This window comes from Nitrobacter vulgaris (assembly GCF_002028545.1).
Classification (GTDB): domain Bacteria; phylum Pseudomonadota; class Alphaproteobacteria; order Rhizobiales; family Xanthobacteraceae; genus Nitrobacter; species Nitrobacter vulgaris.
On sequence record NZ_MWPQ01000054.1, the window covers coordinates 115,665 to 128,384 of the forward strand.

At 60.0% G+C, this 12,720-nt stretch carries 17 protein-coding genes; 11 read left to right on the plus strand and 6 right to left on the minus strand.

Translation table 11 applies throughout. The features are described from left to right. The first annotated feature begins 90 nt into the window (after positions 1-90). From B2M20_RS15550 to B2M20_RS19890, 8 genes are all read left to right on the plus strand, one after another. Entirely contained in the window at positions 91-558 is a 468-nt protein-coding gene (locus tag B2M20_RS15550) for a Na+/H+ antiporter subunit E (protein ID WP_079447942.1), read from the plus strand. Next, complete coding sequence (locus B2M20_RS15555) at positions 551-841, plus strand: MrpF/PhaF family protein (protein ID WP_079447943.1); 291 nt, start codon at positions 551-553, stop codon at positions 839-841. The genes B2M20_RS15550 and B2M20_RS15555 overlap by 8 nt, the downstream gene beginning before the upstream one ends. Further along, on the plus strand, positions 838-1,131 hold the full coding sequence (locus B2M20_RS15560; RefSeq protein ID WP_079447944.1) for a monovalent cation/H(+) antiporter subunit G: 294 nt from the start codon (positions 838-840) through the stop codon (positions 1,129-1,131). Before B2M20_RS15555 ends, B2M20_RS15560 begins: the two co-directional genes overlap by 4 nt. Then, on the plus strand, positions 1,128-2,072 hold the full coding sequence (locus tag B2M20_RS15565; RefSeq protein ID WP_079447945.1) for an MnhB domain-containing protein: 945 nt from the start codon (positions 1,128-1,130) through the stop codon (positions 2,070-2,072). The genes B2M20_RS15560 and B2M20_RS15565 overlap by 4 nt, the downstream gene beginning before the upstream one ends. Further along, positions 2,069-2,434 (plus strand): NADH-quinone oxidoreductase subunit K, encoded by a 366-nt coding sequence (locus B2M20_RS15570; protein WP_079447946.1) that lies wholly within the window; start codon positions 2,069-2,071, stop codon positions 2,432-2,434. The genes B2M20_RS15565 and B2M20_RS15570 overlap by 4 nt, the downstream gene beginning before the upstream one ends. Continuing rightward, positions 2,409-4,187 carry a complex I subunit 5 family protein gene (locus B2M20_RS15575; RefSeq protein WP_079447947.1) on the plus strand — a complete coding sequence of 593 codons (1,779 nt, stop codon included), beginning with the start codon at positions 2,409-2,411 and terminating at the stop codon, positions 4,185-4,187. Before B2M20_RS15570 ends, B2M20_RS15575 begins: the two co-directional genes overlap by 26 nt. A 130-nt stretch (positions 4,188-4,317) precedes the next feature. After that, the gene (locus B2M20_RS18795) at positions 4,318-4,434 is read left to right on the plus strand and encodes a DUF1269 domain-containing protein (RefSeq protein WP_420799319.1); all 117 of its coding nucleotides are present in this window, start codon (positions 4,318-4,320) and stop codon (positions 4,432-4,434) included. Next, positions 4,431-4,577, plus strand: a complete 147-nt coding sequence (locus B2M20_RS19890) for a hypothetical protein (protein WP_201789033.1) — start codon at positions 4,431-4,433, stop codon at positions 4,575-4,577. Before B2M20_RS18795 ends, B2M20_RS19890 begins: the two co-directional genes overlap by 4 nt. A 21-nt stretch (positions 4,578-4,598) precedes the next feature. Here the strand turns inward: B2M20_RS19890 and B2M20_RS15580 are convergent, their stop codons facing one another. The 3 genes from B2M20_RS15580 to B2M20_RS15590 form a co-directional block, all read right to left on the minus strand. After that, positions 4,599-5,123: a DUF1269 domain-containing protein gene (locus tag B2M20_RS15580; protein WP_079447948.1), complete on the minus strand. Its 525-nt coding sequence runs from the start codon at positions 5,121-5,123 to the stop codon at positions 4,599-4,601. A 1,220-nt stretch (positions 5,124-6,343) separates the two neighbouring features. Next, a complete protein-coding gene (locus B2M20_RS20700) occupies positions 6,344-6,481 on the minus strand; it encodes a hypothetical protein (protein WP_210189129.1) in 138 nt (45 codons plus the stop codon). Positions 6,482-6,590: 109 nt separating this feature from the next. Then, the gene (locus B2M20_RS15590; RefSeq protein ID WP_079447949.1) at positions 6,591-6,824 is read right to left on the minus strand and encodes a DUF6894 family protein; all 234 of its coding nucleotides are present in this window, start codon (positions 6,822-6,824) and stop codon (positions 6,591-6,593) included. 366 nt (positions 6,825-7,190) lie between these two features. Between B2M20_RS15590 and B2M20_RS15595 the strand changes: the two genes are divergently transcribed. Next, entirely contained in the window at positions 7,191-9,257 is a 2,067-nt protein-coding gene (locus B2M20_RS15595) for a catalase (RefSeq protein WP_079447950.1), read from the plus strand. 409 nt (positions 9,258-9,666) lie between these two features. Further along, positions 9,667-9,810, plus strand: coding sequence for a hypothetical protein (locus tag B2M20_RS19630; protein ID WP_158081551.1), 144 nt, complete (start codon positions 9,667-9,669; stop codon positions 9,808-9,810). A gap of 916 nt (positions 9,811-10,726) precedes the next feature. Here B2M20_RS19630 and B2M20_RS15605 read toward each other — a convergent pair. Then, entirely contained in the window at positions 10,727-10,951 is a 225-nt protein-coding gene (locus tag B2M20_RS15605; protein ID WP_079447952.1) for a hypothetical protein, read from the minus strand. 320 nt (positions 10,952-11,271) lie between these two features. On the opposite strand from B2M20_RS15605, the gene B2M20_RS20595 reads away from it, so the two are divergent. After that, positions 11,272-11,403 (plus strand): hypothetical protein, encoded by a 132-nt coding sequence (locus tag B2M20_RS20595; RefSeq protein WP_274533970.1) that lies wholly within the window; start codon positions 11,272-11,274, stop codon positions 11,401-11,403. A gap of 373 nt (positions 11,404-11,776) precedes the next feature. Here B2M20_RS20595 and B2M20_RS15615 read toward each other — a convergent pair whose 3' ends face one another. Together B2M20_RS15615 and B2M20_RS15620 are read right to left on the minus strand one after the other, a co-directional pair. After that, a complete protein-coding gene (locus B2M20_RS15615; RefSeq protein WP_079447954.1) occupies positions 11,777-12,115 on the minus strand; it encodes a hypothetical protein in 339 nt (112 codons plus the stop codon). A gap of 81 nt (positions 12,116-12,196) precedes the next feature. Continuing rightward, positions 12,197-12,550: a PRC-barrel domain-containing protein gene (locus tag B2M20_RS15620; RefSeq protein ID WP_079447955.1), complete on the minus strand. Its 354-nt coding sequence runs from the start codon at positions 12,548-12,550 to the stop codon at positions 12,197-12,199. Positions 12,551-12,720 lie beyond the last annotated feature (170 nt).

The window sequence follows — 12,720 nt, forward strand, 5'->3', positions numbered from 1 at the left end:
GCGAGGTCACTCGACGTAACTTTGACGCCGAGTGCTGAGACCACTGGGTCGACGCGATCACCGAGACGCCGGAAATGGAGCTGAAGACGCATGGGGTTACACGCGGCTTTCCGAGCGGCATGGTTCCTCTGCCTCTGGCTCGTGCTTGCGGGAGCTGATCCTGCAGACATTCCTGCCGCGATCGTCGCGGTCACCGCCGCGACCTGGACGAGCTTGCGACTGCTCGAGCCCGGCACATCGCGGCGCTCGCTTGGCGCCATCTTCCAACTGGCAGTGCTCTTCCTGTACCATTCCATCGTGGCCGGAGCGGACGTGGCAAGGCGCGCCCTCGATCCCCGGCTGCCCCTGCGCCCGGGATTTATCGGCTATCCAACCAGCCTGCCGCGTGGCATGCGCCGCAACGTATTTACAACGCTTACCAGCCTGCTGCCCGGCACGGTTCCGGCCGGAGATGAGGACGGACAGCTCATCTATCACTGCCTCGACGTTGAACAGCCCGTGGCCGCAGAGCTTGCTGCGGAGGAAGCGGCCTTGGTTCGAGCGCTCTACAATGACTGAGTTCCTGACTGCCGCGGTCGGCTTCATTCTGGCCTTGCTGGCGCTCGGGCTGGTGTCGATTCTGCGCGGGCCGGGAGATGCTGACCGCATGATGGCGACGCAACTGATCGGGACCGGAGGTATTGCAACGTTGCTGCTGCTCGGCACCATCACCGCCGTACCGGCGGCAATCGACGTAGCGCTGACCTTGGCGCTTCTCGCCACCTTCGCATCCATCGCGTTCGTTAAGAAGGGGCTCTCCCGCCTCGAAGCCGATGGCGCCGCATCGACGGAGGATGAATGAGCGTCGTACTCGACATGATGACGGTGGCGGCGGTGACGGCGGGCGCGTTCTTCTTTTTGGCCGGCACAATCGGCCTGCTTCGCTTTCCCGATACGCTGACGCGTCTCCACGCGCTTACCAAAGCGGATAATCTCGGCCTTGGCCTCGTTGTGCTCGGGTTGCTACCGCAGGCAGGGAGTGTTCGCGACGGGTTGAAACTGGTCAGCATCTGGTTACTCGTGCTGCTCGCGGGTGCGACGGTCTCGCAGCTGATCGCGCGCGCTGCGCGCCAAGGCGAATCGCACAGATGAGCATCACGACCATCTTCGAGATCCTGCTCGCCGCGGTGGTGCTGGGCCTCGGCATCTGGACCATCGCCGTGCGCGAGACCTTTTCGGCGACGGTGGGTTTCGTCACTTACGGACTGCTGGTCGCACTGATCTGGGTACGGCTTGAAGCCGTCGACGTGGCGCTGACTGAGGCCGCGATCGGCGGAGGGCTCGGCGGCGTATTGCTGTTGGGCGCGGCCGCCCGGTTGCGGAATGCCGACCTGGTGGCGGGGGAAGCGCCGGGCAAACTGCTGCGCGTGAGCGCGGCTGTGTTATCGGGGCTCACGGCCGCTGCGCTGGCCGGAGCGATCCTGCTCCTACCCGATCCCGCTCCAACGCTTGCGCCAGCCGCTCTAGCTAATTCCTGGGCGACGAGTCTGACCAACCCTGTCACCAACGTGCTGATGGCGTTTCGCGCCATGGATACCATGCTCGAGAAAGTCGTGCTCTTACTGGCCATCATCGGCGTCTGGTCGCTTGCACCTGACATCGCCTGGGGAGGCCATCCTGGGCCGCGTCACCAGGCGGATCCGCGTGGCATCCTCGCGTTTCTCGCGCGCCTGTTGCCGCCGGTCGGCATTGTCGTCGGAATCCATATCTTCTGGACCGGCGCCAACCATCCCGGCGGAGCTTTCCAGGGTGGCGCGATTCTCGCGTCCATGTGGCTGCTGGTCATCATGGCCGGGCTAATCGACACGCCACCTGTAAGCCGCCGATGGCTACGGTTCATCCTTATTGCCGGGCCAAGCCTGTTCCTGGTCGTCGGCCTTGGGGGACTCTGGTTCGGCACCGCATTCCTTTCTTATCCGCCGTCGATGGCCAAGCCACTAATCCTTGGAATCGAGGTCGCGATGATCCTGACGATCGCAGCAACCCTCGGCCTGCTGCTTGCTGGCGCGCCGGAACGGAATGCGAAGCCATGAGCGCAGTGACCGTGTTCGGATTGTGTGCCGCAGCCGCGGTCGGACTTGGGCTCTATGGCCTGATCACCAATCCGCAGCCACTTCGCAAGATCATCGCCTTCAATCTGCTCGGCAGCGGCGTATTCCTTCTGTTCGGCATCGTTGGACGACGGGGTGCTGCGGCGAGCATCGGCAGCGACCCGGTACCGCAGGCCCTGGTGATCACGGGCGTCGTCGTCGCGTTTTCCGCAACCGCTTTGGCGATCGCGCTGCTGCTGCGGTTGTTCCAAACAACAGGCTCCACGACGTTACGCATTGGCGCCTCGCCGGGCGAGGCTCCGACCCGTCCGGTGGCTGATGCTGCCTCCCGCCCCTGCGCTTGACGCCATGACGACCACGAGCGGTTTCCTGCTGGTGCTGTCGATCATCGTCCCGATCGCAGGCGTCTTGCTGGCCTTCGTTTTGGGCGACCGCTACGTCAAGCTGGTCGCCTGCGGGATTGTCCCGCTCGCGTCGGCGATTGCAATGGCAATCCTCTTCGCGCTTCCGCAGAGCAACGGCCCCCTCGTTTATCTGCTCGGCGCCTGGCCGCCGCCACTCGGAGTAGCGCTGCGTGCGGACGGATTGTCGGCAGTGATGCTCGCTGCGACCGCAGTCGTAATCTCAGGGGTCGCTGTCTTTGCTGCTCCCGATTTCTCACCAGCTTCGACCCAAGCCCGCACGCCATTCGCGTTCTGGATCTTGCTGCTGGCGATCTGGGCGGCGCTGAACACGATCTTCCTGGCTGGAGACCTCTTCACACTCTACGTTGCCCTGGAACTGTTGACATTCGCCGCGGTGCCGCTGGTTTCACTCGACGGCCGCGCCGAGACGCTGCGCGCCGCGATGCGGTATCTGCTCTTCGCGTTGCTAGGCTCGGTTCTCTACTTGATGGGCACGGCACTCATCTATGGTCTCTACGGCACGCTCGATATCGTGCTGTTATCGCGTCGCGTCAGCGCAGAGCCGATCTTGCTCGTCGCAGCCGCGTTAATGACCACGGGTCTTCTGGCCAAGACCGCGCTATTCCCGTTGCACCTTTGGTTGCCGCCTGCCCACGCCGGCGCGCCGGCAGCCGCCAGTGCGATCCTGTCCGGCCTAGTGGTGAAAGGATCTTTCTTCATCGCCGTTCGGATCTGGTTCAACGTTATGCCTGGCCTGCCTGGCTTCGCCGCCACACAGTTGCTCGCCGCGCTGGGAGCCGCTGCGATCGTGTTCGGGAGCGTCGTGGCGCTGCGGCAGGAACGCCTCAAGCTCCTGATCGCTTATTCGACCCTGGCCCAGATCGGGTATCTCTTCCTGATGTTTCCGCTCGCGTTCGATGCCGCCGGCCGTTTTCAGAATGGTGGCGCCCTGGCTGGCGGTCTGCTTCAGGCCTTCTCTCACGCCACCGCGAAGGCCGCGATGTTCATGGCCGTCGGATCGATCTACGCATCGCTCGGCCACGATCGCATCATGGGGCTGCGCGGCGCGGCAAGGGCTCTGCCCCTGAGTGTTCTGACCTTCGCGCTGAGCGGCATCGCGCTGATGGGCGTACCGCCGAGCGGCGCGTCCCTTGCGAAGGATCTACTACTCCGGTCTGCCGCGGGCAACGGCCAGTGGTGGTGGGAAATCGTGCTCCAGACGGGGGGGATGTTTACGGCCGCCTATGTCGTGCTGGTTCTGGCTTACGCGCTCGCTCCCTCGGACAAGCCGATCGCCTTGGCTGGCCCCACGCGGCTCATTCGGGACGCGGCGCCGCTTGTCCTGGCGCTTTGCTCGCTATTGTCGGGCCTCGTGCCTTGGGGGCCATATCTACCGATCCCGCACGACATAGGATCATACCTTCCCAGCCTCGGGACGCTTTCCAAATTGCTTTTCCCTGTCCTGGGAGGCGCGATCCTGGCGATCCTCCTCAGCCCCTGGCCGCATGCACTCGGGTCGTCGACCGCCCGGAACACCCTCGCGACAGTTGTCGGTCCATTCCGACGCGGCTGCCTTGCCTTCGGCAATCTCGTCGAAAAGGGCAACGAGACTCTTTGCCAATGGCCTGCGGCAAGCATCTCCCTTCTCCTGCTGGCGCTGATGTTTGGCGCGTTGATGCTCGCGGCCATTTGAGAAAGCGGACACGTGATCTCCAACGACACGCGGATCGTCCCGATCGGAGGATCAGGAACGTTCATCCCCGCGCCGGAGCTGGGATGTCCCGCAAACGAACCCTCGACTAGTCTCGGCCATCGCGCCCGCGATGGGTGCGGTCTCGGGGAGTTTCGGGGGACTTTTGGTCGGCGTGCTCCTCCTCAACCCGATCATCGGCGCCGCGTCCGGCGCGTTGACGGACTTCGGCATCAACGATGCCTCATGAAGGAACTGTCTGCGACGCTCAGCTCGGCGACGCCGCCTGCTATTACTCTGATCGGATTCCGCGCTTGTGATGACAGATTTGGTGATGTCGATCCTGAGATGGTATTCGTCATCGAACCGGCACAACGTTGGGAATCCAAATGATCTCCGACGGCTAAGATGAAGTCACGCTACAGGCTGAGCAGCATTCGACAGGGCATCTTTTAGCTTCTCTTCCTGCTCTGACGACAACGAGGAGCGGATCACGTGACCCTTGAAGTCCGACAGCCGAGCGAGAATTTTTTCTGGCTGAGCTTTACGGATCAGTAGAAAGAGCGCGGAGGTGCCCGGTTTGAGCGTCTCGCCGATCGATTTGATGAGATCGTCATTGATTCCGTAATCTATCATATTGCCGGCCAGCGCGCCGGAGCCAGCGCCAACGGCTCCGCCGAGCGCAAAGCCAGCCAGTGGATTGAGAAATAGAAGGCCGATCAGGGTGCCCCACATCGCGCCGCGCAACCCGCCCGTGGCCGCGCCATAGCTCGTCAGGCTGACGCTTTGCTTGATCCTGACCTTGCCCTCGGGGTCGCGAATGGCGATGACAGCATCTTCCAGATCGATCAGGTATTCGCTTTGCAAACGGTTTAGCTCAGTTAGAACCCGATCGGCATCATCTTCCTTATCAAAACCGACTACCAGGAATTCAGCCATAGCAATTCCTCCAAGCAGTAGAACCGAACGTCTCCAATCTCAAAGCATTCAGGTAGCGTACCTCGCAGGGTAGAAAAATGACAAGCAGGGAATCATGTCCGTCCGTTACGTATGGTGAGATAAATGGGCTGCTTCGCCATCAGCGCTTTTCGTCATGGATTGCAATAGCTCACGCCTCGGAAACCGCGCGCCGCCTTTGACTCAACTTGCACAAGCGACAGCTTCTCGAAATTAACCGATCCACCTCTGCCTCTTATGCGGCAATAACCCCGTAAACGTTACGACGCGACCTGCCGCGCTCATTGCTGAGAGCATCGGCCAGTCTCACGATACACCACAGGCTGATCGAGCGGCGCATGAAGACAGCTGTCGCCAACGACCGCATCGCCGCTTCATCGTCTTGGGTCGCCCAGGCAAACCGGGACTGCTTGATTCAGCTTACCCAGTTCGGGACTGAACAATTAGTCCCGTTTTGGCTCGGATGCTCCGGGTGGTCCTGGCGGCCCGGGTGGTCCTGGAGGCCCGGCAGGTCCGCAGTTTTGTATCACCACGTCACGGCTGTGGGATCCGGAGGTGACCTTGACGACGCAGGTTGCAGGAAACTCCTGGCCGGTCCATCTGAACCCACCGGTAGCCGTACTCTTAACTTTCACCGTCCTGGTTGGGTTAATCTTGATTTCGACGGTTGAGTCGTCCGTACGCCGGATCCGACCCTCAATCGTCAAATCTCCTCGCCTGATGCTGGCAGTCGTAATAAAGATATCTGCAGATGCATTGATCGGCCATGCGGCCACAAAACAGGTGGCGGCGCCCGCGGCAACGTTAACTAGCTTCGAAAGCATGGTGAACATCCTCCATACCCGAACTTAATTTTCATCACGGAAATGCACTCGACGCAAGAACGAGCGATGATTTGTGGTTTCGCTCACACTTGCGACAGCCTGCGCTCCATCCCGGAGGCGCGCTTTGGCTGGAGCTTCATTTTAGGTCGATAGCGCCAGATGCGTTGATTGAGCTGCATATGTACCTCCGTGGCTCGTGTGAACATGGCCACAGCAATTGCTTCGCTGCGCGCCTGTATCCACTCCAAAACGAGGTAGCCCCATCAGAACAGCAGGTCAGAGTTAGTATTATCCTTTTTTGGGATAATCCCGTCTCGGGATCAGCTTGCCCGGGCGATGACCATTTCCGCCCGCGGGATCGGCAAAACCGTCCACTCCTCAGATCAGGCCGCCTTCTGCGCCCTGATGGTGGCTGCCCGCAAGCAGGCCGGCCTGACCCGACATGAGCTGGCGCGCCGGCTGAAGCGTCCCCAATCCTTTGTCGCCAAGTACGAAGGCGGCGAGCCCACATCTCATCTATTATTTAGAAGAACGACCCGTTGGCCGGTTGAGACTCTCTCTCGCACATCAAAATAACAGCGAGGCATCGGCGGTTCCTGATGGCAGACAACCCGTAAGCGCCAAATCATTCCCGCTTAATGACCTCGTCGACATCAACGGTGACGATTACTTTTCCCTCAGCGTCGGTAACCTGGATATCGTCAGGAGGCTTTCCGCCAAACTTCACGGCCTCGAGCAAAGCCTCCCGTGCGGAGGATTCTGCAACGCTTCGGGCAGATTCTCGGTCCGGAAGTTGCTCGCCTTCATCATCCGCCAGCAGCTTATCGCCTGTTCTAGCGTTAAAGTGAAATAACGGCATCCTGAACCTCCTCTCTCTCGCTCAACTTTTCAAGTCCGAAGAGCCGTCAGTGTTCCAGACTTCGTTTGTGAAACTCACTTTCGCGGTGAGGACAGCATCGCAAAGTCGTGCTGCAAGGAAGGTATCGCCCAGAGCCTCTCACTACACCTTGTCGAAGGAATAACCTGGAAACCGGCTATGACGGTTGGCGGTCGCTGCGATCCGAATGATGGTTGAGATGTACGAGGAGCGCGCAAAGCAGAACGGATCGTTTTCGGGGGAAAGGACTTAAGATAGTGCTGCCTTTGCAGCTACCCGAACTTGATGCGTAAATTCGTGTAGCTATGTGGCATGGCTGATGTGAACCGGTCGATTGAAGGAGCGAGGATGAGCAAGCGTGACGTAGGCATCGGCAAAGGTGGCGAAACCCACCAAGTGGCGAGTGGCGGATCCGACGCGATGACGACCAACCACGGCGTGCCGATCAGCGACAACCAAAACAGCCTCAAGAGCGGCGCGCGCGGCCCCACGCTACTTGAGGATTTCGTGCTTCGGGAAAAGATCTTCCACTTTGACCACGAGCGCATTCCGGAGCGAATCGTGCACGCCCGCGGCTCCGGCGCGCATGGCGTGTTCGAGGCGACGGATGATATCTCCGACCTATCCAAGGCAGCGGTGTTTACGAAGGGGGAGAAGACCGAGGTGTTCGTGCGCTTCTCGACCGTCGCTGGCGGGGCGGGCTCGGTTGACACACCACGTGACGTGCGCGGCTTTGCGGTGAAGTTCTACACGCGCGAGGGAAACTGGGACCTCGTCGGCAACAACATCCCGGTCTTCTTCATCCAGGACGCCATCAAGTTCCCCGACCTCGTCCACGCTGTGAAAATGGAGGCCGACCGCGCCTATCCGCAGGCTGGCAGCGCGCACGACACTTTTTGGGACTGGGCGTCGCTTATGCCCGAGACCACCCACATGCTGATGTGGGCGATGTCTGACCGGACGCTGCCGCGCTCGTTCCGGATGATGGAAGGGTTTGGCGTCCACACATTTAAGCTGGTCAACGCGTCCGGCAAGGCGAGCTTCGTCAAGTTCCATTGGAAACCGCGGCTTGGGCTGCAATCGACGATCTGGGACGAGGCACTAAAGCTCCAATCAGCCGACAATGATTATCAGCGCCGCGACCTATTCGAGGCGATCGACACCGGCACTTTTCCAAAGTGGGACCTTGGCATCCAGGTCTTCGACCAGGCCTTCGCGGATGCGCAGCCTTATGATGTGCTCGACGCGACCAAGTTGATCCCAGAGGAGGACGTGCCGGTCCGGCTGATCGGCACGCTGACCCTGAATCGGAACGTCGATAACTTCTTCGCCGAGACTGAGCAGGTGGCCTTCCTGCCGAGTAACATCCCACCGGGCATCGACTTCTCGAACGATCCGCTGCTGCAGGGCCGGCTGTTCAGCTACATGGACACCCAGAACTCGCGGTTGGGTACGACCAACTTCCACCAGATCCCGATCAATGCGCCGCGCTGCCCGTTCGCCAACATGCAGCGCGACGGGAAGATGCAGACGCTAGTGCCCAAGGGCCGCGCGAACTATGAGCCTAACAGCCTTGCCGAGCATGGCGAGGACGGTGGTCCCCGAGAGACGCCGAGCGGCTTTGCGACGGCCAACCTCACCTCCGGCCCGGATGAGACCGGCGACAAGCAGCGCGCGCGCTCGGAGAGCTTCGCAGACCACTACAGCCAGGCGCGGCTGTTCTACCGCTCGCAGGACGAGCACGAGCAGGCACACATCGCTTCGTCGTTCGTTTTCGAGTTATCGAAGGTCGGCCTGCTAGACGTGCCACGGCGCATGGTCGCGAACCTGCGCAACGTCGATGAGGACCTCGCTAGGCGCGTTGCGGAGGGGCTCGGGATCGAGCTGCCGACGAAGGCCAAGGCGGCGCGGGAGCCGGTCGACATGGCATCGTCCGATGCGCTCTCGATCCACAAGAACATGAAGGATACGCTGGAGGGACGCGCGGTCGGTATCCTGATCGCTGACGGCACCGACGCGGGTCAACTCGACGCTGTTGTCGCGGCCGTAACAAGGGCGAAGGGCAAGGCCGTAATAATCGCGCCCAAGATTGGTGGCGCAACGCTGTCGGATGGCAAGATCCGCAAGGCCGATGGCCAGCTCGCCGGTTCGCCGAGCCAAATCTTCGACGCGGTCGCGATCATCCTGTCGGACGAGGGCTGTCAGGCGTTGCTCAAGGAGGGTGCGGCGGTCGAGTTCGCGATGAACGCCTTCGCGCACCTGAAGGCGATCGGCGCCAGCGACGGCGCGCAGCCCCTGCTCGACAAGGCTGGCGTCGGGACGGACGAAGGGGTTACCGGGCTGGACAGCGCCTTCGTCAAAGCGGCGGCGCGACGCTTCTACGATCGCGAGCCGACGCTTCGGACGTTGGCTTGAGCCGCCCGACAGATGGCATCGCCAACGCTTGGGACGAGGTGGTGCGGACCGTCGCGTTTGTCGGTGCGGGCCCACGACGATCTATACGCTGTGCGCATTTGTCGATGAGACGACCGCACCGGCAAGGGTGACGATCTTTGAGGCGCAGCCGCGCGCGCGCTTAGTGCGCCTCGGTATCGATCCCGACATGATAGACGGCCGAACTTTCTATCCGCAGCTGGCGTTGGGCGGTTCCCGCACCTCGGCGACGAGTCGCTGCAGCGGTTCAACCGCTACCTGAAGCCAGTGTTCGTCGACGAATATGCGACCGTTCCCCACCTCTCGATTGAGCGAATGCTCGCACTACATAGCGGCGGCCGCCTGGACGTGATCGCGTTGGGGCGCGAACATCGCGTCGGCAGCCACGGTCTTGGTCGACGGTGAGCGGCACCACTTTCCGGCGTTCGTTGACGCAACCGGCCAGCGAGCGCTGGAGTTCGTCGTCGGCGCGGCGCTGACCGGCCGCGCCATGCGGTCCGGCGCGGACGTTGCCGAGCTGAAGGGGGCGACTTAACGACAGTAATCAGCTGCCGTCGATGGTGGAGGCCACGAGCGTGAGGCCGGGATGCCGAGACGTTCCTGTGTTCCAAACGTACTCAGGAACCATTGGGCAGGATCTCTGTTTTCAAGATCCCACTATGGAACGGCATGGAACAGCGAATTAAAAAGGCCACCCTCGCTGAAATGCCAAGAGAAATGGTCCTGTCCCAAAAGCTAAATCGACCATAGAGTCCTTGCCAACGATCAAGATCACTCGAAATCTTGGGCCAGCGTCGCTACATTGACCATCTGACAATTCAGATCATTTAAACGCGGTTGCGGCGTTAGAGGTGGAAAAATCACGCCGCGCGTCTATTTCCATTTCGACCCGCGCTTCGTAGCAGCCTCGCCCGCCACACGCGGGCGCCAACTTTTGTCAGCGCCGGCCCTTTTGAGGGTTCTCGGTATTGACCTTCATTCTTAGCACCTCTTGCAATCTCCTATCTACCTCCGGCTGCATTCTCGGGTTGGCGGCCGTAGCAATCACTTGCCCGTGCTCGTCGCTGCACACATTAGCCGCGCAGCCATAAGCCCGCAGAAGCTGTTCGACAGCTACGATGCTGATTACTGGCTGAGGCTGCTGCGGGAGCGGCGTCGGTATATGCAACTGCGATCCTTCAGGCCGCATATCTTCCATTCTTGGTCTTATGTCCTCTTCTCCCGGCTTGCTTTTGGTTCGGATCCTCCCGCTTGTTCTTGTCCTGTAATTGGTCGTTTGGGTCGGCCTGGGGGCTCTATTTTTTGTCGACATGTTAAGATCCTATTTTCGCTCAGACTTCGCTCTTGAGGACGCCGAACGTTGAACGCATGCGGTCAGGCTCGGCTCTCATCGCCGAGTCATCAAAAATAACGTCCCAAAACTGTCGCAGTTTCCTCCAGAGAAAATTTAGTTAATCAGTGGTTGACATCATCGCCGCGGTTAGGGCTGCCTTGAATCTGGCGCGGCGCTCGAGCTCCTCGTTATCGCGGAGCTGCTCAGCTACGAACTTGACGTCGGTCTTCATGTTGCGATCGCGCTCGGCAACCTGCGTCACGCCAGACGACACGATGCTGCGCTGAACAAGGATCGTCGCGCGCACCTCAGCGACGAGGCATATCGACACACCTTCAGTCATCAGCGTATCAACCTCGATTTGATCCGTGCGGTCTTTTGTCGGAGCGCGACCGCCGCATCCCTGGTCGCAGACTTGACTATGAATTTCAGTTCCGCGGCAGTCTGATTGAGATCGCCCTTGGCGACAGAGGTAACCCCGCGCAAGATGGCGTCTCCGCGCTCTTTGCAGCCGCATGCTATAGCAATCGCCACTCAGGACGTCGGGTAGTTGGTTCGCAGTGGGATGCTCATATTCAGTTTACTGATACCGAATGCCACTGCGGCCGTATCCCTGCCGTGCTAGTCTTAATCTATGGCCCATCCGGTCCGGAGGACTAAGCTATGGCTAAACGTGAGCAACGCGGGAACCGCGAAGCAAAGAAGCCGAGGAAAGAAAAATCCAAAGTGAGCGCGGCGGCGCCAAGTATGAAGGGTCTTATGCAATCGGAAGCGACGAAGTCACGCAAGAAGTAATTGGGATCTCTACGCAGAGTCAGGCCACCAGCTTGGAGCGGCGCCTGGACTTCCGTGGCATCAAAAAAACCGCCCGCGGATTTCTCCGGATCGGCGGACGCAATCTTCCCTGTGCGAATCTATGCCTCAATACCTGTCAGGTGTCGTTAAGTGTGTCCACAAGGAGCCAGCGTGATGCGTGACGTGTTTTGCGGATTGCAAGTTGGCGTTGGGAAGATTTTTCCGGGTCCAGCGTTCGCCTGCTTTCAGTACTCCCTACTCGTGAAGACATTCTAATTCCAAAACGAAAGTAGATAGCACCAATCACAGCCCGAGCCAGAGAGGCGAGGATTGCTCTCTTGGCCGCATCCAGCCGGTGACGTGTGTGTCGACGCTACTTGTCAGTAAAAAATGTCAAAAGCACTTTCCCTTTTTCGCCGATGAGACAAAGGAAGGTGCGCCTTGTATCTTGCTTCCCTTTTTCCAGATAAGCGTCACCGATGACGACCGTCTTGAGCGGCGTGTCCTCAATTTTCGTATTTGCCTTTGCGACCGTCATGCCCTCGACGTCGAGTGAGACGTCTTTAATGGCCGGGTTTAGCTGCCGAAGGGCGGCTAATCCGGTGGATCGGCATAAATCCAGCTCTGGATCAGGAGTTTGAGCCGCAGCGGATTCGACAGACGCACATATTGCGATAAGCGCTAAAGCAACGGTCGCTTTCCAGACAATCATTTTGATCCTTCCGAATTAGCCGTGGAGCGCGGTCGGCGTACGCGGGCGATATTCCGCCGCGCGTAACGCCGGAACCCCCGCTTACAAGGAATAATAATCGTCGACCGCTTTAGGGCGATTTGGATCCGACCAGTTCCAGTTGTTCTCGTCTGCATACTTTGGTGCGCCGTTGAGCTTATCCACCGTAATTCCGGTCCGATAGCCGCCAAGCGTGGTGTCATACTTCAAGCTGTGCCAGGGAAGCGGATAATGGTCGTTGCCTATGCCGAGGAAGCCACCAAAACCGAGAACTGCATACGACACGCGGCCGCTCGTCTTTTCAATCATGACGCGCTCAATCGAGCCGATCTTCTGGTCGTCGGGGCCGTAGACAGCGGTACCCTCGACCTTGTCGCTACCGATCAATGTGCCGGTCTCTCTTTCTTCAACAGCCATGCAACCCCTCCCTTGTTAGGTTAGGAAGGGAAACCGAGGGGCATCTCGATTGTTCCAGGCACGGGCAGACGACTAGCTGCGATGCTGAAACAAAACGCGTCTCAGGAACGTCCAGGCGATTAGCAGGTTGTCTGGCATGGCACATAGCAAAGATCACGGCATCATTCGCG